This window comes from Tropicimonas sp. S265A, from assembly GCF_049800835.1.
In the GTDB taxonomy this organism is placed as follows: Bacteria; Pseudomonadota; Alphaproteobacteria; order Rhodobacterales; family Rhodobacteraceae; genus Dinoroseobacter.
This window is the reverse complement of the sequence record NZ_JBNAFU010000001.1, coordinates 370,364-392,023: the sequence shown is the minus strand read 5'-3', so window position 1 is coordinate 392,023 and position 21,660 is coordinate 370,364. Positions and strand designations below refer to the sequence as shown.

At 62.2% G+C, this 21,660-nt stretch carries 15 protein-coding genes; 7 read left to right on the top strand and 8 right to left on the bottom strand.

Annotated features, from left to right (window positions below; genetic code table 11):
- The first annotated feature begins 24 nt into the window (after positions 1-24).
- Both ACP15N_RS01940 and queA read left to right on the top strand, forming a co-directional pair.
- Positions 25-3,363 carry an AsmA-like C-terminal region-containing protein gene (locus ACP15N_RS01940; RefSeq protein ID WP_425090531.1) on the top strand — a complete coding sequence of 1,113 codons (3,339 nt, stop codon included), beginning with the start codon at positions 25-27 and terminating at the stop codon, positions 3,361-3,363.
- A 19-nt stretch (positions 3,364-3,382) separates the two neighbouring features.
- The gene (gene queA, locus ACP15N_RS01935) at positions 3,383-4,447 is read left to right on the top strand and encodes a tRNA preQ1(34) S-adenosylmethionine ribosyltransferase-isomerase QueA (RefSeq protein WP_425091588.1); all 1,065 of its coding nucleotides are present in this window, start codon (positions 3,383-3,385) and stop codon (positions 4,445-4,447) included.
- Here queA and ACP15N_RS01930 read toward each other — a convergent pair.
- The gene (locus ACP15N_RS01930) at positions 4,444-5,820 is read right to left on the bottom strand and encodes a M20/M25/M40 family metallo-hydrolase (protein WP_425090530.1); all 1,377 of its coding nucleotides are present in this window, start codon (positions 5,818-5,820) and stop codon (positions 4,444-4,446) included. The two genes, queA and ACP15N_RS01930, sit on opposite strands and share 4 nt — an antisense overlap.
- A gap of 201 nt (positions 5,821-6,021) precedes the next feature.
- Between ACP15N_RS01930 and hemA the strand changes: the two genes are divergently transcribed.
- From hemA to ispG, 3 genes are all read left to right on the top strand, one after another.
- A complete protein-coding gene (hemA, locus tag ACP15N_RS01925) occupies positions 6,022-7,245 on the top strand; it encodes a 5-aminolevulinate synthase (RefSeq protein ID WP_425090529.1) in 1,224 nt (407 codons plus the stop codon).
- 104 nt (positions 7,246-7,349) lie between these two features.
- Positions 7,350-8,579 carry a helix-turn-helix domain-containing protein gene (locus tag ACP15N_RS01920; RefSeq protein WP_425090528.1) on the top strand — a complete coding sequence of 410 codons (1,230 nt, stop codon included), beginning with the start codon at positions 7,350-7,352 and terminating at the stop codon, positions 8,577-8,579.
- A gap of 131 nt (positions 8,580-8,710) precedes the next feature.
- The gene (gene ispG / locus ACP15N_RS01915) at positions 8,711-9,844 is read left to right on the top strand and encodes a flavodoxin-dependent (E)-4-hydroxy-3-methylbut-2-enyl-diphosphate synthase (RefSeq protein WP_425090527.1); all 1,134 of its coding nucleotides are present in this window, start codon (positions 8,711-8,713) and stop codon (positions 9,842-9,844) included.
- Positions 9,845-9,855: 11 nt separating this feature from the next.
- Here ispG and rsmA read toward each other — a convergent pair whose 3' ends face one another.
- From rsmA to ACP15N_RS01885, 6 genes are read right to left on the bottom strand one after another with little or no spacing between them, the layout of a single operon-like run.
- Entirely contained in the window at positions 9,856-10,692 is an 837-nt protein-coding gene (rsmA, locus tag ACP15N_RS01910; RefSeq protein ID WP_425090526.1) for a 16S rRNA (adenine(1518)-N(6)/adenine(1519)-N(6))-dimethyltransferase RsmA, read from the bottom strand.
- Entirely contained in the window at positions 10,692-11,693 is a 1,002-nt protein-coding gene (gene pdxA / locus ACP15N_RS01905; protein ID WP_425090525.1) for a 4-hydroxythreonine-4-phosphate dehydrogenase PdxA, read from the bottom strand. Before pdxA ends, rsmA begins: the two co-directional genes overlap by 1 nt.
- Positions 11,674-12,870, bottom strand: a complete 1,197-nt coding sequence (locus ACP15N_RS01900) for a peptidylprolyl isomerase (RefSeq protein WP_425090524.1) — start codon at positions 12,868-12,870, stop codon at positions 11,674-11,676. Before ACP15N_RS01900 ends, pdxA begins: the two co-directional genes overlap by 20 nt.
- Positions 12,871-12,887: 17 nt before the next feature.
- Positions 12,888-15,029, bottom strand: coding sequence for an LPS-assembly protein LptD (locus tag ACP15N_RS01895; RefSeq protein ID WP_425090523.1), 2,142 nt, complete (start codon positions 15,027-15,029; stop codon positions 12,888-12,890).
- Positions 15,022-16,113, bottom strand: a complete 1,092-nt coding sequence (gene lptG, locus ACP15N_RS01890; protein WP_425090522.1) for an LPS export ABC transporter permease LptG — start codon at positions 16,111-16,113, stop codon at positions 15,022-15,024. Before lptG ends, ACP15N_RS01895 begins: the two co-directional genes overlap by 8 nt.
- Positions 16,110-17,249: an LptF/LptG family permease gene (locus ACP15N_RS01885; protein ID WP_425090521.1), complete on the bottom strand. Its 1,140-nt coding sequence runs from the start codon at positions 17,247-17,249 to the stop codon at positions 16,110-16,112. The genes lptG and ACP15N_RS01885 overlap by 4 nt, the downstream gene beginning before the upstream one ends.
- 159 nt (positions 17,250-17,408) lie before the next feature.
- On the opposite strand from ACP15N_RS01885, the gene ACP15N_RS01880 reads away from it, so the two are divergent.
- Together ACP15N_RS01880 and ACP15N_RS01875 are read left to right on the top strand one after the other, a co-directional pair.
- Positions 17,409-18,875 (top strand): leucyl aminopeptidase, encoded by a 1,467-nt coding sequence (locus ACP15N_RS01880; RefSeq protein ID WP_425090520.1) that lies wholly within the window; start codon positions 17,409-17,411, stop codon positions 18,873-18,875.
- Between the two features lies 1 nt (position 18,876).
- Positions 18,877-19,332, top strand: coding sequence for a DNA polymerase III subunit chi (locus ACP15N_RS01875; RefSeq protein WP_425090519.1), 456 nt, complete (start codon positions 18,877-18,879; stop codon positions 19,330-19,332).
- 51 nt (positions 19,333-19,383) lie between these two features.
- Here the strand turns inward: ACP15N_RS01875 and ACP15N_RS01870 are convergent, their stop codons facing one another.
- Positions 19,384-21,618, bottom strand: a complete 2,235-nt coding sequence (locus ACP15N_RS01870; RefSeq protein ID WP_425090518.1) for a TRAP transporter permease — start codon at positions 21,616-21,618, stop codon at positions 19,384-19,386.
- Between the last annotated feature and the right edge of the window lie 42 nt (positions 21,619-21,660).

The window sequence follows — 21,660 nt, the reverse complement described above, 5'->3', positions numbered from 1 at the left end:
GAAAGTGCAGGGACCCCTCGACCGGTGAGTGACGCAGAGCCGACGTCTCGGTCCGACCCCGCAGAAGCGCGGGCGTCGGCACCAACCTACAGTTCGCGGCGGCGGTCCGGGCTGCTGGTGGTGCTCGCCGCAGGGATCCTGCTGGCGACGTTGGGCGGATTGTCCGCACTTCTGTTGCGCGGCACCGTCCACGTTCCAAATCCCATCGTCGATCTGGTCGAGGATCGTTTGCGGGGTGTGGCCCAAGGGCAGGGCATCGCGCGCATCGGGGCCGTTGAACTCACCTTGACAGACACGTGGCGGCCGCAACTGGTCGTCAGTGATACGGTGTTGCGCACGCGTGGTGGTGGCAACCGTCTCGTCGTGCCCCGACTTGACGTGACCCTGTCGCGCCGTGCGCTCTTGCGGGGGGAGGTGCGTCCGCTGGATGTGACCATCGACGGGGCGGCCTTGCGGGTCACGCGGCGCGCTGACGGGTTCACGCAGCTTGCCCTTCAATCCGGCGAAACGCTCAGTGAGGGGCCCTCGTTGCCCGCTGTCATTGCGGGGATCGAGGCGTTTTTCGACCGTGCGCCGCTTGATCAGCTTGAAACGTTGATCCTGTCGAACCTGAGTCTACAGGTGACCGGCGGCGGGCTTGGGCGCGGTGTTACTTTGTCCGGCGGGGTCGCGCGGGTTGATGTCGGTCAGACCCGGATCGGTATTGCGCTGGCGCTTGATCTCGAAGGCGCCCCGCCGGGTGCAGGGGCCTCCTTGCGCTTTGAGACCGAACGGCATGCGCCCGAGACGCGGATGTCCTTGCGGCTGCGCGATCTTCCGGCGGGCCTGCTCGCACAGCAGTCACCCGCTTTCGCGGCGCTTTCGGCTTTTGACGGATCGGTGACCGCACAACTTGATGGCGCACTCGCCCCGGATGGCGCGCTGGATGGGTTGTCAGGGCGCGTGACCCTTGGCGCGGGGGGCGTTGAGGTGCCGTGGCAAGCCGATCCTGTCGCGATCGATGCTGCGACCCTGTCGTTGGCGTTTGATCCGGGGCTGCAAAGGTTCACCCTGTCGGACGTCGACCTTCGTTCGGATCTGGCCAGAGGCGCCCTGTCGGGCACGATCGATCTCGTGCCCGGCAAAGGCGACGCGATCTGGCCGGATGTCCAGTTCGCGCTGACAGGGCGGATCGATTACGCGAAACTGACCCCAAAACTGCGCACGGACGCGCAGGACATGGGTCTGCGCGTGGAAGGCCGATTTTCCGGACCCGCGCGCAGGCTCGATTTGGGGTTGGTCCAGTTGGCAGATCACGGCACCGACGCGCGTGCCACGGGGACAGGTCGGGTGAACTGGCCTCTCGATGCGCCTCCGGCGCTCGCGCTCGATCTTCACCTGCCACGCATCGCAGCAACGCGTGTTGCACAATTCTGGCCGGCAGAGGGCAAGGGCAGCAAACTGGGCCGCTGGCTGGCAGACAACCTGCGCGAGGGTACTTTGCTGGACACCCAAGCGGCAGTGCGCCTGACACGGGGTGCAAAGCCGGAAATCGGGGTAAGCTTCGGTTATGAGAACGCGGTGGTCTGGGTTTTGCCGGAGTTCCCCGACCTGATTTCCGCGCATGGCCATGCGACCCTGTTCGACAACCGCTTTCTGATCCGCGTGGGTGCGGGGGAAATTGCGCCCCAAGGGGCAGTGCCGGTCTCGGTCGACGGGTCCAGTTTCGAAGTGGTGGACACCCGGATCAAGGGAACCGACGCGCGTTTGAGACTGGCTGTGAACGGTCCGGCAACGACGCTGTTCGACGTGCTGGATCGCGCACCTGTGCGTCTTGGTGAAAGGTTCCCGATGCCGTTGGACAAGATCGCGGGAAAGGTCGCGGGCTCGGCTGATTTCCTGATCCCGCTGCGCAGGGGCGCGGCGTTCGACCTGCCAAGGTTGATCGTGGATGCGCAGGTGTCGGACGGCGCGATTGCAGGGATAACGGAGACGCTTGATCTGTCGGAGGCCACGATCAATGTCGGGCTTTCGCAATCGCGGGTCGAGCTTGGCGGTTTTGGGCTGTTGGCCGACATGCCGGTAAGCTTTGACCTTGCCCTGCCATTGAGCCCGGACGCAGATCCTGCCCCCACGGTCATCAGCGGAACGGCGCGCGTGAATGCTGATCGGCTGGCCTCCATCGGGGTGCGCCTGCCGCCAGATGCCGTCACGGGGACAGAGACCGAGGCGCGCTACCGGCTGACGCTGTCGGGGCCGGATGTTGCGCCCGAACTTGTGGTGACGTCCGAACTCACCGGATTGGGCGTCTCTGTTCCGGCCTTGGGCTGGTCCAAGCCCGAAAATTCGACAGCTGCGTTCGATGCGCAGATCACCTTGGGTCAGCCGCCGCAGGTGGACCGCCTGGCGCTGTCTGCGCGCGGTCTCGAAGCACGGGGAAATCTGCGCCTGTCTGCCGAGGACAGCAGCCTCGAATGGCTGCAATTGGAACGCTTTGCGTTGGCCGACTGGCTGGACGTGCAGGTCGAACTTGTCGTGCGCGGGCCGGACCAGTCCCCGACCATCGTGTTGACCGGAGGACAGGTTGACTTGCGTGCACGCCCCTCGTTGCCGACCGGGTCAGGCGGAGGGCAAGCGGGTGCCTTCGCCCTGCGACTTGATGAGGTGATCGTTGCTGATGGTATTGCCTTGCAGAACGTGCGCGGCACGATTTCCGCAGGGCGTGTTTTTACCGGAGAGGTGACAGGGACGCTAAACGGCCGTGCACAGGTACGTTTGGAAATCGGGCCCGGGCCGAATGGCCGCCAGTCGCTGCGCCTTGCATCGGGTGACGGCGGCGGGCTTCTGGCGTCGGCGGGTATCCTGACCAACCTGCGCGGCGGACAGTTGGACCTGATGATCGAGGAGACAGCGACCAAGGGCGATTATGTCGGCCAATTGAAGATTGCCGATACGCTGCTGGTGGAAAACCCCGCCGCTGTGGAGGTGCTTTCAGCCTTGTCCATCGTCGGGCTGGTCGAGCAATTGGCGACGGGCGGTGGGATATCCCTGACCGAGGTATCTGCCGACCTGCAACTGATGTCGCGCGGTATCGGGTTGCAAAACGGTCTGGCGAACGGTCCTTCGCTGGGGATCACATTCGAAGGGGTCGTGATGCCGCAGAGCAACCGGATCGACCTGCAAGGCGTGGTGTCGCCCTTTTACATGATCAACTCGCTGGGGGGCGGGTTGTTCGGAACACCCGGCGAAGGGCTGATCGGCGTGAACTACCGCGTCGAAGGCCCACGGGCGGCGCCGCGCGTGACGGTCAATCCTTTCTCGGTCTTGACACCGGGCATCTTTCGGGACCTTTTCCGCCGGCCACCGCCACAGCTGACACAATAGGCCGTTTCGCAGGATGACCCTGACCCTCGCCGATTTCGATTTCGATCTTCCGGAGGCGTTGATCGCAACCCGCCCGGTCTCCCCCCGCTCGTCGGCCCGCTTGCTGGTGGCGGAGGGCGCGCGCCCGATCCGGGACTGCATCGTGACGGACCTGGTGCGCGAATTGCGACCCGGCGACCGGCTGGTATTGAACAACACCAAGGTGATCCCCGCGCGCCTCTTTGGCAGCAGAACCCGTCAAAGTGCGCAGGGGCAGGTGACGGCAAAGGTTGAAGTCACCCTGACCGAGCCTGCGGCAGCAGGCGGTTGGTGGGCGCTGGCCAAGCCGTTGCGCAAGGTCTCGGAAGGTGAAGAGATCATTTTCTCGGCACAATTGTCAGCGCGGGTTGCCGAAAAAGCCACCGACCGCCTTCGGCTAGAGTTCAACTTGGCGGGCGAGGAGTTTGACGCTGCTCTGGCGGAGGCAGGGGCAATGCCGCTGCCGCCCTACATCGCGGGCAAGCGCCCGGCGGATGCGCGCGACAAGGACGACTACCAGACAGTGTTTGCCAAACACAGCGGTGCGGTGGCGGCCCCGACCGCGTCACTGCATTTCGACCCGCCACTGCTGGAGGCCCTGCGTGCACGCGGGGTGGAGATGTCTTTTGTCACGCTCCACGTCGGCGCGGGAACGTTTCTGCCGGTGAAGGTGGAGGACGTGACCACCCACAAGATGCACGCCGAATGGGGGGAGATCCCGGCGCGATCCGCGCAGGAAATCAATGCAACCCGCGCGGCAGGCGGGCGGATCATCCCGGTTGGAACGACCGCGCTGCGCCTGCTCGAAACCGCGGCGCAGAACGATGGAACGTTGTCCGCCTGGGAAGGCGACACGGACATCTTCATATACCCCGGCTATCGTTTCAGGATCACCGACGCGCTGATGACAAATTTTCATCTGCCCAGATCGACGTTGATGATGCTGGTCTCCGCACTGATGGGGCGTGAACGCGTGATGCAGATCTATGCCCACGCTGTCGCAGAAGGTTATCGGTTTTTCTCTTACGGGGACAGTTCGCTGTTGATCCCGGAAGGCCGCCGCTAGCCTTCCGCCAGTTTGCCGAGCACCCGCGCCCAGGACCGCGTGCCTTTGTGAAAACTTTCAACGTCGTATTTTTCGTTCGGCGAATGCAGCCCGTCATCATCCTTGCCCCAGCCCGCAAGGAGACTGTCCATGCCGAGAATGGATTTGAAGTATCCTGCGACCGGGATCGATCCACCTGCGCCGGTAAAGGTCGCGGGATGCTGCCATTCTTCCGTCAACGCAAGGCGCGCCTGTTCGAACACGGGGTGCGACGCCTCCATCACGGAGGCTTGCGACGCCCCGTGGTTGATGAATTCCACCTCCATGTCCGGCGGCAGCATGCTGCGGACATAGCTCTGGAATGCCTCGCGGATTGCGATCGGGTCCTGTGTGCCGACAAGGCGGAAGCTGATCTTCGCGGCGGCCTCCGCGGGCAGAACCGTTTTGAACCCATCGCCCGCATACCCGCCGCGAATGCCGTTGATCTCGCAGGTCGGGCGCGCCCAAATCTGTTCAAGCGCCGAGAAATCTCGTTCGCCCGCGGGCATCGACAGTCCGACTTCGCCGAGAAAGCTGTCTGCCTCAAAACCCAGAGCATCCCAATCTGCGCGTTGCCTGTCGGTCAGAACCTGCACCCCGTCGTAGAACCCGGGCAGGGTTACGCCTCCGGTATCATCATGCAAGCCGGCAAGAACATGGGACAGGACCTTGATCGGGTTCGCTGCCGGTCCGCCGTAAGACCCTGAATGCAGATCGCGGCTTGCGCCGCGCAGGATCACTTCCTGCCCCAGCATCCCGCGCAGGGACGTGATAATGGCCGGTGTCGTGTCGTTGAACAGACCTGTGTCGCAAATCAGCGCAAGCTCTTTGCGCAACTCATCGGCGTTGTCTTTCAGGAAAGGGATCAGCGAGGGGGACCCGGATTCCTCCTCTCCTTCAAAGAAGAACGTGATCTTTGCGGGCAGGCGTTCGTGTTCTTCGAGCCAGTTCCGGCAGGCTTCGACAAAAGTCATCAGCTGCCCCTTGTCATCGGCGGTCCCGCGCCCCCGAATGACCCGACCATTTGGAGTGTCCTGAAGTTCCGGCTCGAAAGGCGGGCTGTTCCACAAATCCAGCGGATCCACGGGTTGCACGTCGTAATGACCATAAAACAGCACTTCTGGCCCGTCGCCATCCAGATGTCCTACCACCATGGGCCGTCCCGGGGTGGGGCGCTTTGAGGCCTCCGCTCCAAGTGCGCGAAGCTCGGCCACGAGCCAGTCTGCAGCCGCGTCGCACGCGTCTGCATAAGCCGGATCGGTGGAGATCGAAGGAATGCGCAAAAAGGCCTGCAATCGGTCCAGCGCGTTGGGCAGATCGGCATCTATCCGATCGAGAACGGAAGTTACTGTCATAAGGTCCTGAAGGTGTGTCGTGAAACTGTCTTGCGACACCGTAGCGGTCGGCGTACCAGTGTCCAGATCACAGGCAGCACCTAAGTCGCAGGATTGATCTTGATCTCGGTCAAAGCAGCGGCATTTTGCGCATTGTTAATTCTCGTATGAGCGGCCTAGCTTTGGCCAAACATCGACACAGACGGCCCACGGAGTGACCCCTTGGATTATACTGTACATCTCGACACAGCACTCCAACGCCTGCATGACGAAGGCCGCTACCGTACATTCATCGACATCGAACGCCGCAAGGATGCCTTTCCCCACGCGGTTTGGACGCGTCCCGATGGGGCGAAAAAGAACATCACCGTATGGTGTGGAAACGACTACCTCGGGATGGGCCAGCACCCGGTCGTTCTGAACGCGATGCACGAAGCGCTCGACGCAACGGGTGCGGGGTCAGGCGGAACGCGCAACATTTCGGGCACGACAGTCTACCATAATGCGCTGGAGGCCGAACTTGCCGACCTGCATGGCAAGGAAGCAGCTCTGCTGTTTACCTCCGCCTACATCGCGAATGATGCCACGTTGTCGACCCTGCCGATCCTGTTCCCGGGCCTGCACATCATTTCGGACGCGCTGAACCACGCGTCGATGATCCAGGGCATCCGCCACGGCAACTGCCCGAAGCATATTTTCCGACATAACGACTTGGATCACTTGCGCGAAATTCTCGAAGGCCTGCCTGCGGACGCCCCCAAGGTCATAGCCTTCGAGTCCATCTACTCGATGGACGGCGATTTTGGTCCGATCAAGGAGGTCTGCGATCTGGCGGACGAGTTTGGCGCCCTGACCTATATCGATGAGGTGCACGCTGTTGGCATGTATGGCCCGCGCGGCGCTGGCGTGGCCGAGCAGTTGGGCCTGATGGATCGCATCGACATCATCAATGGCACGTTGGGCAAGGCGTTTGGCGTCATGGGGGGCTACATCGCGGCCTCCGCAAAAATGGTTGACGCCGTAAGGTCTTATGCGCCGGGCTTCATCTTCACGACATCAATTCCGCCGGTCGTCGCGGCCGGGGCGGCTGCGTCCGTGCGGCACCTCAAGACCGACCAATCCCTGCGCGACATCCACCAGGATCGCGCGCGCGTGCTGAAGGCGCGGCTGAAGGGCATGGGGCTGCCGATCATTGACCACGGGAGCCATATCGTGCCGGTCATCGTGGGCGATCCTGTCCACACCAAGATTATTTCTGACAAGCTGCTCGAAGACCACGGCGTCTACGTGCAACCCATCAACTTCCCGACGGTTCCTCGTGGGACAGAGCGCTTGCGTTTCACGCCATCGCCAGTGCACACACCGCGTATGATCGATGACCTGGTGCGGGCGATGGACGGGCTCTGGAGCCATTGCGCGCTATCGCGCCAAGAGCTTAGCGCGTAAACATTTCCCCTAACGTCAAAATCTTAATGTGCTACGGTCTACCCTAGGCAGAGCATGTGCGAATCGGCGATAAGTCCGTGGGAGCACAGATAAGGGCAGGTTCGATGATCGGGCGCAAACCGCAGCGCACGGAAGAGGAGACGTCAAATCTAAAGGGATTTGACGACTACGCTCTGTCGCTTGGCGACGTGATGCGCGGCGAGCGGGCCACCATCGGAAAGTCGCTGCTGGACGTTCAGCGCGAGTTGCGGATCAAGGCCAATTACATCGTTGCCATCGAAAACGCCGATCCGTCCGTGTTCGACACGCCGGGCTTCATCGCTGGCTACGTGCGGTCCTACTCGCGTTACCTCGGATTGGACCCGGATTGGGCGTTTGAGAAGTTCTGCGAGGAAAGCGGGTTTGCCGGCGTTCATGGTATGCAGCCCGAGGCCAGCAGCACCAAGCTGTCCGAGGCGCCCGCCGCGAAACCGAAAAAAAGCCGCAAGGCGGTGGCGGAGGATCCGTTGCTCGCCTCGGCCCGGACGTTGACCCCCGTCCAGGAGCCGTTTTTTGCCTCCATGAACCCCGGCGCGCTGGGGTCGCTGATCGTGTTGGTCGGGCTGATTGCCGGGCTTGGTTATGGCGGCTGGTCGATCCTTCAGCAAATCCAGCGCGTGACGATGGTACCCGTCGAAAGTGAGCCGGGCGTGGTGGCAACGGTTGACCCGCTTGCACCTGCGGTACGCGACACCGATGCGCCCAAGATTGCCGAGTTGACAGCGCCCACGACGGAGGCGCTGGATCGCCTCTATCGTCCTGCCGCGCTGGATGTGCCGGTTCTGGCGTCACGCGATGGTCCCATTGCCACCATCGATCCGAACGCAACCGGCTTGTGGCGCGCTCCCCCGACGCCACCGGAACCGCAAGTTGCCGAAATTGATCCGGCGACCGTGTTCGGGCCGATCGCGCCGGTTCAGGTTACCGCTCCGCCACCGCCCGAGGTGGCGTTGGTTGCCGTGAACCCGGCTTGGGTGCGCGTCCGGTCCGCAGATGGCACCATCCTGCTTGAGAAAGTGCTCGAACGTGGCGAAACCTTCGTGCTGCCCGCGTCAGAAGAACCCGCAATCCTGCGCGCCGGCAATTCAGGGTCTGTCTATTTCCTCGTGGACGGGGAGGCGTTTGGTCCTGCCGGGGCATCGGGAACGGTCGCGTCAAATGTCGCGTTGTCACGTGATAGCTTGCAAACCGCCTATGCCCTTGCTGATCTTGCGACCGATCCTCGGACGGCCGAGATCATCGCCGTGGCCGAGGCCAATCTTGGCGATGGCGAAGGACCCGAAGTCGCAGAATAGGGGGCGCGACAAAAGCGTCGCGCTCTGGACCGAAAAACCCGTCTGCATTACATCCTCGTACGGAAGCTGTCATTGTCTTGGGCAGCGTCGTCGCGTACCCTTACAGATGCACTGTCAGACGGAAATTACTCATGTCGCTCAACTCGGTTCGTCCCTGGCGCAACATCTACAGGCGGAAAAGCCGTCAGATCATGGTCGGGTCCGTCCCGGTGGGGGGAGATGCCCCAATCACTGTGCAGACCATGACCAATACGCTCACGCCGGACGTGAAGGCGACGATTGCGCAGGTACAAGCTGCGGCGGAGGCCGGCGCCGATATCGTGCGTATTTCCGTGCCGGATCAGGACAGTTCCAGGGCACTAAAGGAGATCGTGCGCGAAAGCCCGGTGCCAATCGTGGCGGACATCCACTTTCACTACAAGCGCGGCGTCGAGGCGGCAGAGGCCGGGGCGGCATGCCTGCGGATCAACCCGGGCAATATCGGTGACGAAAGCCGGGTCAAGGAAGTGATCAAGGCCGCGCGCGACAACAAGTGTTCCATCCGGATCGGAGTGAACGCGGGCAGCCTCGAAAAGCACCTGCTGGAGAAATACGGCGAGCCGTGTCCCGAGGCCATGGTTGAATCCGGTCTCGACCACATCAAGATTCTCGAAGATAACGATTTCCACGAGTTCAAGATCAGTTGCAAAGCCTCGGATGTATTCCTTGCAGCGGCGGCGTATCAAGCCCTTGCAGAGGCCACGGATGCGCCCATTCATCTTGGGATCACCGAAGCGGGTGGTCTGACTTCGGGCACGATCAAATCCGCGATCGGGCTCGGAAACCTGTTATGGATGGGGATCGGTGATACGATCCGCGTCAGCCTGAGTGCCGACCCTGTTGAGGAAGTAAAGGTCGGCTACGAGATTCTGAAGTCGCTGGGTTTGCGGCACCGGGGCGTGAACATTATTTCCTGCCCGTCCTGTGCCCGACAGGGCTTTGACGTCATCAAGACGGTCGAGGCGCTGGAACAACGACTGGAGCATATCAAGACCCCGATGAGCCTGTCGATCATCGGCTGCGTTGTGAATGGCCCGGGTGAAGCGTTGATGACCGATGTCGGCTTCACCGGCGGAGGTGCAGGGTCGGGCATGGTGTATCTTGCGGGCAAGCAAAGCCACAAGCTGTCCAACGATCAGATGATCGACCACATCGTGGAGCAGGTTGAGAAAAAGGCTGCCGAACTGAGCGCCGAGGAAGCCGCAGCCGCCGAAGCAGCAGAGTAGACAGATCCTGTTTATGCCAACTGGCGCGCCAGAGCACAGAATTCCTCAAGACTGAGCGTTTCCGCGCGCCGTGTTGGTTCGATCCCAACGGCGTTCAGATGATCCTCGATTTCCGGTGACAGGCCTTTGAGACTGGCGCGCAGCATCTTGCGCCGCTGGTTGAAGGCCGCGGCCACCACACGGTTCAGGACCGCGGCGTCCGCAGGATATCGCGGCGCGTCCAACGCCCGCAAATGCACCACTGCGGAATGGACCTTTGGTGCCGGCACGAAGGCCTGCGGCGGCAGGGTCAGGGCGATCTGAACGTCACACCGCCACTGCGCGAGAATGGCGAGGCGCCCGTAAGCCTTGGAGCCGGGTTGGGCCACGATGCGATTGGCGACTTCCTTTTGAAACATCAGCGTGAGCGTCTGCCAGAAGGGCGGCCAGACCTGCGGCGTCAGCCAGCGCACCAGCAGCTCCGTGCCCACGTTGTAGGGCAGGTTCGCCGCAATATGGATTGGCGGGCTCAGATGCGCCAACGGGTTGATGTCGAGAGCATCCCCTTCAAGCACCTCCAGACGTCCCGGATAGGCCGCTGCAATTTCCGTAAGCGGCGGCAGGCATCGGCTGTCTTTCTCGATCGCCAGCACCTTGCGCGCGCCCTCGGCCAACAGGCCCCGGGTCAGACCGCCGGGGCCGGGTCCGACTTCCAGCACGTCCGCGCCGCTCAGATCTCCGGGGACCCGGGCGATCCGGGCGGTCAGGTTCAAATCCAGAAGAAAGTTCTGCCCGAGCGATTTCTTGGCGCTCAGCCCGTGCTGGGCAATCACGTCGCGCAGGGGAGGAAGGCCGTCGATCTGTGCCATCAATGCGCGCGTGCGACGGCCATGTCCGCCGCCATGCGGAGGCTGGCGATCAGGCTGGTGGGATCCGCGCGGCCCTGTCCGGCGATGTCCAGCGCGGTGCCATGGTCCGGCGACGTGCGAATGAACGGCAGTCCGAGCGTCACGTTCACGCCGCCTGCGAAGTCGATTGTCTTGATCGGGATCAGGGCCTGATCGTGGTACATTGCGATGGCGGCGTCATAAAGTCGGCGCGCGCCCGCGTGAAACATCGTATCGGCGGAGTGTGGTCCGGTCAGGTTGATCCCCGAGGCGCGGATTTCCTCTGCGAAAGCATCGATCCAGTCGGCCTCTTCCGTGCCGATCTTGCCGCCTTCGCCGGCGTGGGGGTTCAGGCCGGCTAGTGCAAGGCGTGGGGCCTTCACGCCAAAATCCCGCTGCAGTGCGCTGTGGGTCAGCATAACCACGCTGCGCAGCAGGTCCGGCGTCAGCGCGGCGGGCACATCGGATATGGGGATGTGAATGGTCGCGGGCACGACCCGCAACTCCGGGCAGGCCAGCATCATGACGACGGGTACATCCCCGGCGAGGTGCGCCAAGAACTCCGTGTGCCCGGGAAAGGCGAACCCCGCCCCGTCTTGTAACGCCTTCTTGTGGATGGGCGCCGTACAGACAGCACTGGCCTGTCCGGTCCTCGCAAGATCGACTGCTCGGGCAATGGCGTCAACGACCGTGCTGGCGTGCGACGGGTTGGGTTTTCCGGGCGTGAGCGCGCCGTCGAACCGCAATGGCAGCACGGGCAAGCCGGTGCGGGCAGCTTCCCTTGCCTGATCAGGCGCAGCGACGACCTCGATCGGTGTGTCCGGGCTGTGGGCGGCGACATGATCCGGGTCGCCAACCAGAAAGAACGGCACATCAGGTCCGAGCTGGACCCACGCCTTGGCGGCAATTTCGGGGCCGACCCCGGCCGGTTCTCCACAGCTCAGCGCAATAGGTGCGACCGCGTCAGCGGACAATCGTGGCATCGGCGCGCAATTCTTCGAGGTAGCTGTCGGCATAGGTCGAGATGCGTTGGCTGCGCAACTGGTTCTGGATCCGCTCGATTCCGGCCTCCTCGGCGAGGGCGCTTACGCGGCCGCAGAGCATCAGGAAAACCGGTCCGCGCGCGGTGGAGACCATCATCGACTCGTTGGGATCAAGCAAGGCCAGCGCGGTGGTCAGGGCCGAAGGCAAAGCATTCGCAGCCACGGTTTCACGAACAAGCGCCTCCTCGGGCAGACTGCGCGCCACCGGATAGAGATCGTCACAGGTGTCAATCTGGGCGCTGAGCTCGGCGCTGCGTTGGGCGGCCTGTGCTGGGTCGAGGGGCAGGGCAAGTGTGGCATACTCTACCGACGCCTCCGTCGGGATGCGCGCGCGCTGTTCTTCGAGGGCCCGTACCTGAAACAATCCGATGGCCTGCGCCCCGAGCGGCACGGGTTCCGAGATCTCCCCCGGAGCAAGGGTCAGGAGTAAGGACGCGAGCTGGGGTTGCAGCTCTGACAGGCTGACCCAGTCCCGTTGACCGCCGTTTTCCCGCGATGGTGCGGCCGAGAACCGGCGCGCCGCATCGGCAAACTGGGCTGTGGTGCGGACTTGTCGCCGGATCTGGTCGGCCAGCGCATTCGCCTGCGCTTCCATCTGTGGGTTCTGGGTGGGCAGGATGATCTCTGCCAGCAGAATCCGCGCGCCTGATTGCGTGCCGGATAACGCCAGCGCGCGTTCCACCTCGGCGTCTGATATGGCGGAGCGGGGCCCGAAACGGGCCCGGACGAGCGTGCGCCAGACCAGTCCGGCCTCCACGAAATCGCGGAACGTTTCCGGGGCCACGCCGTTGTCGGCAAGCTGGTCGATGAGTTCCAGCGCCGACAGGTTGCCGCGTTGCGCAAAGTCCTCCAACCCCTCCTCGAGTTCGTCCTGCGACACCACGAGGCCCGCACGGCGTGCGGCCTGCAGCTTCAACCGGTCCTCGATCAGGGCCTCTGTGACCAGTTCCTGTGTCGCGCCGGGAATGCGTAGCGCCTCAAGCAGAAGCTGCCTTTGTTCTAGTTCGAACTGTGTGATCCCTTCGCCGTTCACGGTCACGATTGGCGAGAAGCTCTGCGCGACCGCAACCGCAGGCAGGAAAAGAGCAATCACAAGAGTAAGAAAGCGTCGTGTCATCGTGTGCCTGTCATGTCCTACAATTTGCATCGGCTGGGTCGGCCGGTGTTGAGCGCTCCGGCGCCGAAACCATTGAGCGCGATCTGTATCCCGAAATCGGTTGTCGTGCGCAAGTTAGCGGAGGATGCATAGTCGCGCGAGAGGGAAAGGTCCACGGTGATGCATTCGTTGCGATAGACCAGACCAAGTTCTGCCTCGCGCGAGCGGGAGTTTTCCGCGTCATATGTGTATTCTGCATCGGCGCGCCAATTGGCATTCAACTGTCGGTAGCCGCCAACGCTGAGTTCATTTGTGTCATCGGTCCGATTTTCGATCAGCGACTCGCGCAGCCAGGTGTAGGTGACGCCCACGCCTGTATCGGGGGTCGCCCAATCAAGACGGAAGGCGTTCTTGTCGACCCGGAAATCCGATCCGTATTGCGCGCGGTTTATCAGGTTCAGGCCGTAAGGTGTGCTCAGCTTTACGGTTGTCAGCCAGTCCGACGCACTCTCACTGGGGTCAACGCCGGGGGTGAAGGCATCACCGCCGCCCTCCCGGAACACACGTCCCAATGTCAGCGTGCTGTCCCATCCGCTGTCTGCGAACCTTGTCCAGACCAGTCCGAAATTGGCCCGCCACCCGCTTTCCAACCGGTCGCGTCCGGAGAACCGGTTGAACTCGAACAGGCTGACCTCGTCAAATTCGACAGCGGTGCTGTCCTCGTTCGGAACGACTTCATCGGTGATGCGGGACCACACAAGCTGCGCGACGGGTTCGATCACATGCTGGGCGCCCTCGCTGCGCTTTTGAAAAGGCCAGCGCAATTCGGCGGCCAATGTCGGCGTGGTGCGGACCTGGTTTGACTCGAACCGGTCATCGTTCTGGGTGAAAAACGCATCGACGGCCACTTCGCCAATGGCCGTTCCGACCATGCCCCACGTGTTGGTCCAGCTTCTGCGCCAGTCCGCAACGCCGCTCAGCCTGCCGCTGTCGCGTCCGATGATGTCGTCCTCTGACGGGCGGCGCAGGCCGAGGAACGAGAATGCAACTTCGGATTGTCCTCCGACTGCTGCGGGAAAGAACCGATACCGGTACTCGCCATCCACGACGTAGCGCGGGATCGTTTCGTTATCCTCGCTTTCGCGAAGGGTCGTGAAATAGGAGCCGGACGTCCGCAGCAAGGTGTCGCGCCGGGTGCGGGTCAGATCCACGGCGCTTTCCAACCGGTCCTGGTCGTTGAAACCGTAGTCGCGGAAGTAGTTCCGGTCGCTGACGGTTTCGAGGTCGAATTGCAGGACATAGCCCCGAGGCAATCCGAAGATCGCATCAAAGGTCGCGTAACCACGGTCGCCCTCATCCAACTGGTCGCGGGTGAAATACCCCTCGAATTCGAGATTGCCGTTGGTGAAAGCCTGTCGGTAGCGGAGCCCCAAAGTGCGGGAATCCCGGTTCGTGACCGCCGGGCTGATCAACAGATCGCGGTGTTCGTCGATGACGAAGAAATAGGGCACCTCCACCCCGAACCCGAGCGAGTCCGTGGAACGGAACGTGGGAAAAAGAAAGCCGCTTGTCCGCACCAGCGTTGGGTCGGGAACCCGGAACCGCGGCAGATAGAATACCGGCACGCCGGCAACTTCAAATGTTGCATCCTCGAAGTAGATCTGCCGCTCAAGCTGATCGTGGACGATGCGTTCCGCGCGAATTTGCCAAAGCGGAACTTCCCGCGTGTCGCAGACCTGACAACTGGAGGCGACCGCCCGGTAGAGTTGCGTGAAGCGTCCGCTCGTGCGCTGGATCTCAGACGCTGCGATCTGCACCTGCTGGCTCAGCACCAGCCGCGCGCTGCGCAGGATACCGTCTTGCAGGGTTCCGTCCAGATCCGCCTGACTGGCGAGAATGACGATGTCGCCGTCAGGGCTGGTCAGCCGGATCGGTCCGTTGATCGTCAATCTGTCCTGTGTCTGGTCATAGATGATTTCGTCGGCCTGCACGCGGTTGCCATCATAAAAGATCTCGACCGCGCCAGTGGCGCGCAACGTGCCGTCCGGATTGCTTTGCACACTGTCAGCGATAAGAGTCGCGGGCGCGGGGGGCTCCTGTGCCAGAGCCGCCGACCCACCAAGCAGGGCTGCAAGTACGATGGCGAGCCCCAGATGCCGTTTGCCTGTCATCCTAGCCATCCTCCTGATGGAGAAGGAGGGCAAGCGACAGGCAAATGCCCGCAATGGGTGGGAACCATGCAGCCGCAAGAATTGGGATTTTTCCTGTATCGCCAAGAACTTGCGTGAAGCTTTTGAGGAAAAACATCGCAAATCCGACCATCACGGCGAACAGGACCATCAACCCGGTGCGCCCGAAGCGTGTGTGCCGCATCGTGAAGGCCGCCCCGATCAATACCATGGAGACCAGAAACACGGGTGCAGCCAGTTCGGTTTGAAACCAGACACGATGACTGCGTGCGGCGAAACCGGCCTGTTCGAGCCGGGCGATGAAGGCTGGAAGCTCCCAAATCGGAACGGCGGACGGATCTCCGATACTGTCGAGGATCTGCTCCAGTGTCAGTGTGGTCGGGACGCGGCGCCATCCGATGTTCTGTGCGTTTTCCTCGGGGTTCTCGCCGGTCGACAGGTCCCAAAGCTTCACACGGGTCAGGTCCCATGCGCCCGGGACAAGAGTTGCCTGCGCCGCAGCGATCCGTTCCAACGGAGTTCCAGTGCCATCAAAACTGATGAAGGTCGTGTTGAACAGCGTCGTCCCGTCCTGGCTGGTCGCTGTGGCGTGGATCACCATCTGCCCATCGCCGGTAGATTGGCGGAGCCAGAGACCGTTCTGGCTGACTGACAGGACAGAGCGCCCACGCACGTCATCTCGCTGGTCGCTGGCAAGGCGCGAGGTGGTGGCAACGATCGGGTTCAGCACACTGACCAGGACTCCACCAATAAGCGCGGCACTCAGCACGGGGGCAATCAGGCTGCGGATTGCGGATCGTCCCGCTGCGCGGGTGACAACCAGTTCGGACGTCCGCGCCATCTTGAGGAACAGCGCAACGGTGGTGAACAGGATGATCAGCGGGATGATGTCATAGACTTTTTCGGGGGCCTGCAAAAACGCCAGGTACGCTGATTGTCGAACTCCGAAGCCTTCAACGCGAATGGATCGAAGGTTCTCCACCATGTCGGCGAACATGATTATTCCGAAAAACGCGAGGAAAATCAGAAGGAAACTGACAAGGAACCGCCGTGCGAAGTAAAGCTGAAGGGTCACGGCGCGCCTCCGGCGGGGTCCAGTGCGGGGCGCTTGCGAAACCGGGGTGGATGGTCCGCAAGCCACAGCATGACAAGGACCATGACAAACCCGGCGGCAACGGGCGCGTAAACCACGGGCCACGCGCCTTGCGTCGCGAGCGCCGCGTCTTCGGCGATGTTCACGCCAACCTGCAAAAGGACATTCAGGAAAATGCCGCCTGCCACCTGATACCAGAACCCGAACCTGCTGAAACCACCCACCAACAAGGCTGCAAATCCGAGCAAGGCGTTGACGATGGCGAACATCGGTGTGGCAAATCGGGTGTGCAACTCGTGATCAAATGCCGCCTTGGATGTCCCGATGCGCCTGATCAGGTCCGGGTCCGCCTCGAGCAGAACGTGCGTCTGGTAGCCGCGCAAATCCCGCAAGATGAGCGGTTCATCGCTCGGCGGGGACCCGAGGGTGATTGCGAAATTGTCGAAATCGAGGGTTGAGAGGCTTCCGTCTGCTTCCAACGTTTGCGCGAGGCCGGAGACCAACAGAAGCTGTGGTCCCTGCGAGGACGGGACCAGCAAAGCCTCGTCTGCTGTGTAAATGACCTGGCTTTCCGGCGCCCGCGTATCCGACAGCAAAACGCGCTGCAAGACGCCCTGGTCAGTGATCTCGGTGACGAATACGGTAATTCCCGCCAGCGGGGTAAGGAAGCGACCCTCTTCTAGAAACCGGCCACTCACGTCCTGCGACAGATCCCGTTCCAGTTCGGCGATCTGTGCGCGACTGGTGGGGATCAGAACATGGGCCAGCACCAACATCAGGCAGGCCGCCATCACGCCCAGGTAAAACGCGGGTCTTGCTGTCCGAAACGCGCTCACTCCGGCGGATTGCAGGGCAACGATTTCGCTGTCCGATCCCATCCGGTTTCCGGTCTGGATCGCGGCGGCGAACACGCATACCGGCAGGATCAGGTATACCAGATAGGGCAGTGTCAGGGCGGACATCTCGACAAAGACCGCAATGCTTTCCCCGTTGCCGACCAGCCGGTCGAACAAGCGTGCTGTCCGGTTGATCCAGAATACGAGCACCAGCACGACGGTAAAGAACCCGAACATCACCGTCAGTCGGCCAAGCGTGTAGCGGTCGTAGCGGGCGAACATCGCGCAGCGGGGGTCCTTGCTGGTGCCTGTTTTGAGGCGCAGCCTAGGGCAAAGTCGCCAAGGGGGAAAGGCGACTTCGTGCCCTATCGGGGGATACGCTGGCCTTCGCCGCAAGCGCGGTCTAGGTTTCGCCCGACCAAAGGAAAAACAGGGATTCCCATGACCGATCTGGCCCACGTGACCGTTTCAGAAACAGACCTCGACGCGTTGGCGACGGCAGAGGGCACGATAGCGATGCTGGTGCCCGAGACCGGAACGCTCGATCCGGCAGCCAAGCGGGTCAACAAACTGGCCAAGGGTACGGTTGCGAAGGCGGTCGCATCCGAGGCGTTCGAGAAACTGAAAACCGGCGAGGTGCTGCGTCTGGGGTTCCCGCTCGGGATGGAGGCAACCGGGATCTCACTGGTCAAGCTGCCCAAGAAAGTCTCGGCACTTGAGGCCCGCAAGGCCGGCGCTGCGCTGGCCAAGACGGCGGCGAAAGGCGGCCTGACAATTTGCGCGGGCGGGCACGGTCAGGCAGCCGAGATTGCCTATGGGACCACATTGCGGACGTATGCTTTCACGGCGCACAAGTCCAAAGCCGAAGACGAGGCGGCCACGGTTTCGGTCATGGTCACGAAACCAGCGGAGGTTCAGGCGGCCTATGACGTGATGCGCGCGGTAGCGGAAGGGGTCTTTTTTACCCGTGACCTCGTGAATGAGCCTGCCAATCATTTGACCACGACTGAGTTCGCGGACCGACTGGTGGCAATGACCGACATCGGGCTGGATGTTCAGGTGCTCGACGAGCCCGAAATGGAACAGCTTGGCATGGGGTCCTTGCTTGGGGTTGGCATGGGCTCGGAGTCCCCGTCCAAGATTGTCGTGATGAAGTGGATGGGCGGCGGTGATGAAAAGCCCTTCGCGCTGGTCGGCAAGGGCGTCGTGTTCGATACGGGCGGTATATCCATCAAGCCTGCGGGGGGCATGGAAGACATGACCATGGACATGGGCGGTGCCGGTGTTGTTGGGGGCGTGATGCGTGCGCTGGCGCTGCGCAAGGCCAAAGCCAATGTCGTGGGTCTGGTCGGCCTTGTGGAGAATATGCCCGACGGCAAGGCGCAGCGGCCGGGCGATGTTGTCACCTCCATGAAAGGCGACACGATCGAGGTGATCAATACGGATGCCGAAGGCCGCCTCGTGCTCGCGGATGTGCTTTGGTACGCACAGGAAACCTTTGAGCCGGTCGGGATGATCAACCTCGCCACGCTGACCGGGGCGATCATCATCGGCCTTGGCCACGAGAACGCAGGGGTGTTTTCCAACTCCGACACGCTGTCGTCGGACTTCATCGCCGCGGCAGCGGCAGAGGGCGAGGGGGCGTGGCGGATGCCCATGGGGCCAGCCTATGACAAGCTCCTGAAATCTCGCGTTGCGGATATGAAAAATGTCGGTGGACGCGCGGCGGGCTCGATCACGGCAGCGCAATTCCTGCAACGGTTCGTCAAAGAGGATGTGCCGTGGTGTCATCTGGATATCGCGGGCACGGCCTCGGTGAAGTCGGATACTGATTTCGCGCCTTCCGGTGCGACCGGGTGGGGGGTCATGGCTTTGGACCGCCTGATCCGCGACAAGTACGAGAGCTGACTTGGGGGCGGTCTATTTCTACCACATGACGCGGACGCCGTTGCAGGCGACCTTGCCGGTGTTGTTGGAAAAATCACTGGCAGCGGGCTGGCGTGTGGCGGTCAGGGGGCCGGATCGCGCTGCGCTGGAACATCTGGATGAGCTGCTGTGGCTGTCGCCCGAGGACGGGTTCCTGCCGCACGGGCTCGAAGGTGGCGACCATGACGCGCGCCAACCGGTTCTGCTGGGAACAGCTGCCCCCATCATGGACCGTCAGGCGCTGATCTGTGTCGGCGGCGCGGTGCCGGAGGCCGGGGAGGTTTCGGCATTGGCGCGTGCCTCGATCCTCTTTGACGGAAATGATGCTCTGGCCGTTGAGAAGGCCCGGGGACACTGGCGCACCCTGACCGGCGCGGGGTGTTCGGCCCAATACTGGAGCCAGGAGTCCGGACGTTGGGAGAAAAAGGCCGAAGCCTGAGATGCCAAAGGCCGCACTTGGGGTGCGGCCTTCGGAGTTCGTTCGGCCTGCTCAGTCCGCGCCTCGCACCGGGATGCTGGCATTCGGAGCCGGGCGGAAGACCTTCTGCACGAGGTAGATTACAACGATCAATCCGACCCCGGCGAGGTCAGTGATCAGCCCGCCTTCGATCAGCAAGAGGGCCGCAAGGACCAGTCCAAGGCGCAGGAACCACGCCGCAGGGCCGCCCATGAACCATCCTTGCACACCGGAGCTGAGCAGGAACACGCCGACAACGGCTGTGCCACCCGCACGCAGGACCTCTGGCCAGGTGCCGTCCATCAGAAGCGCGGAGTTGTAGAAGAACATGAAGGGCACGACAAAGGCGGCGATTCCGATTTTGAACGAGGCGACGGATGTTTCCATCGGGTTCGCGCCCGATATGCCGGCCGCCGCATAACTCGCCAGTGCCACAGGTGGCGTGATGGCCGAGAGAACCGCAAAGTAGAAGACGAAGAAATGCGCGGTCAGCAACGGGATACCCAGTTGCACAAGGCCCGGCGCCACGACCGAGGCTGCAACCGCGTAGGCCGCCGTTGTGGGCATCCCCATGCCCAGCAGGATCGCGATACACATTGCAAAGAACAGCGCCAGAAGCTGCGATGCATCCGCAATGCCCAGCAGAACTGCCGAGAAACGCGCGCCGACACCGGTCAGGCTGATCACGCCCACGATTATGCCCGCGCAAGCACAGACCGCGATGATCTGGACTGACATCACTCCGGCCAGTTCGAACGCCTTGATGATCGATCTGATGCCCATCCGGTGCGGGGTCAGCCACGACACAACTGCCGCAGCGATGGTTGCCAGCGCACCCGCGCGGATCACCGAATAGCCCATGAACAGCGCATAGATCAGGATGATGATCGGAATGAAAAGATAGACCTGCCGCACCATTTTCCGGAACTTCGGCAGCTCGTCTTCGCGCATGCCGCGCATGCCGAGCTTTGCGGCCTCCATGTCCACCATGAAGTAGACGGATACGAAATACAGGATCGCCGGGATGATCGCGGCCAGAGCGATCTCCGTATAGGGGATGCCTGTGATCTCAGCCATGATGAACGCCCCGGCGCCCATGATCGGCGGCATGATCTGCCCCCCGGTCGAGGCTGCGGCTTCTACCGCGCCTGCGGTCTTCTTGTGATAGCCGACCTTCTTCATGAGCGGGATGGTCAGGGAGCCTGTGGCGACCACGTTGCCAGCCGAGGTGCCATTGATCATACCCATAAGGCCTGAGGCAAAGATCGCCACCTTGGCAGGCCCGCCGCGCGCACGCCCCGCTGCCGCGAAGGCGAAGTTGACGAAATAGTCACCGACTTTCGAAGCCTGAAGGAACGCCGCGAAGATGATGAACAGGATGATGTAGGTCGACGACACCGCGGTCGTGGGCCCAAGGATTCCGGCATCCGTATAGACCTGGCTGAAAAACCGCTGCCACGTGATCGCGGGGGCATTCAGGAACCCGGGCATGTATTGACCGACAAACACGTAGCACAGGAAAATGCCTGCAATGACGATCAGTGCCATGCCCGCGACACGGCGGGTCAATTCCATGATCAGTGCCGTGCCTGCGACCGCTGCCATGGAAATGCCGATGGGCGCAAACGGCGTCCCAGTGGAATTGCGCATCAGGGTGCCGTAGATCGTGATCAGGTAAGTCGCGACGGCAACACCACAGACTGCAAGAACAAGGTCCGGCGCCGCGAAGCCGGTTCGGTCGCGCTGGTGCAGCCAGGACAGGATGATCCCGCCTGCCGTCGCGACGAGCAACGGAACGCCGAAAAGGTATGTCTCGTTGAACTTGATCCCTTCGTCGATCCCGTTCCACATCACTCCATTGTTGATCTCTACCGAGAAGGAAAAGGCCATGCCCACCGCAAAGAGGGCCGGGACCATGAGCGCATAAGCGACATACCCGAGAAGCGGGGTTTCCTTTCCGGCACCTGGAAAGTCGGTGCGACCGGAAAACAGCAGAAAGCCGAGAGCCAACGCCCCGGCAATGTGCACGATCCTGAAATTCCAGGTCTCCATCGGGAGTGTTGGCAGGAACGAAACCTCGATCCCGGTCCATTCCGAAATGGACAGACCATTCAACGCGGCCATGTGAAACGCCGCATAAAAGGCTGCATAGGCGCTGATCAAGATGAAATTGCGCCCTTCGTACAGCCGGCGATTGGACTCGATCGGTTCCTCGTCGATGCCCTCGGCCAGTACCGTTTCGTCCTTGGTCTGCGTTGTGTTCGTCATGCCCCTCACTCCGGTTAGGGCGCCGATCGCGGTGCCCGTGCA

Excerpts from the sequence above, each read along its gene's own strand:
- ACP15N_RS01880 (WP_425090520.1), top strand. The coding sequence starts at position 17,409 with ATGACCGATCTGGCCCACGTGACCGTTTCAGAAACAGACCTCGACGCG.
- ispG (WP_425090527.1), top strand. The coding sequence starts at position 8,711 with ATGTCGCTCAACTCGGTTCGTCCCTGGCGCAACATCTACAGGCGGAAA.
- ACP15N_RS01870 (WP_425090518.1), bottom strand. The coding sequence starts at position 21,618 with ATGACGAACACAACGCAGACCAAGGACGAAACGGTACTGGCCGAGGGC.
- ACP15N_RS01920 (WP_425090528.1), top strand. The coding sequence starts at position 7,350 with ATGATCGGGCGCAAACCGCAGCGCACGGAAGAGGAGACGTCAAATCTA.
- rsmA (WP_425090526.1), bottom strand. The coding sequence starts at position 10,692 with ATGGCACAGATCGACGGCCTTCCTCCCCTGCGCGACGTGATTGCCCAG.
- pdxA (WP_425090525.1), bottom strand. The coding sequence starts at position 11,693 with ATGCCACGATTGTCCGCTGACGCGGTCGCACCTATTGCGCTGAGCTGT.
- ACP15N_RS01885 (WP_425090521.1), bottom strand. The coding sequence starts at position 17,249 with ATGTTCGCCCGCTACGACCGCTACACGCTTGGCCGACTGACGGTGATG.
- ACP15N_RS01900 (WP_425090524.1), bottom strand. The coding sequence starts at position 12,870 with ATGACACGACGCTTTCTTACTCTTGTGATTGCTCTTTTCCTGCCTGCG.
- ACP15N_RS01930 (WP_425090530.1), bottom strand. The coding sequence starts at position 5,820 with ATGACAGTAACTTCCGTTCTCGATCGGATAGATGCCGATCTGCCCAAC.
- ACP15N_RS01895 (WP_425090523.1), bottom strand. The coding sequence starts at position 15,029 with ATGGCTAGGATGACAGGCAAACGGCATCTGGGGCTCGCCATCGTACTT.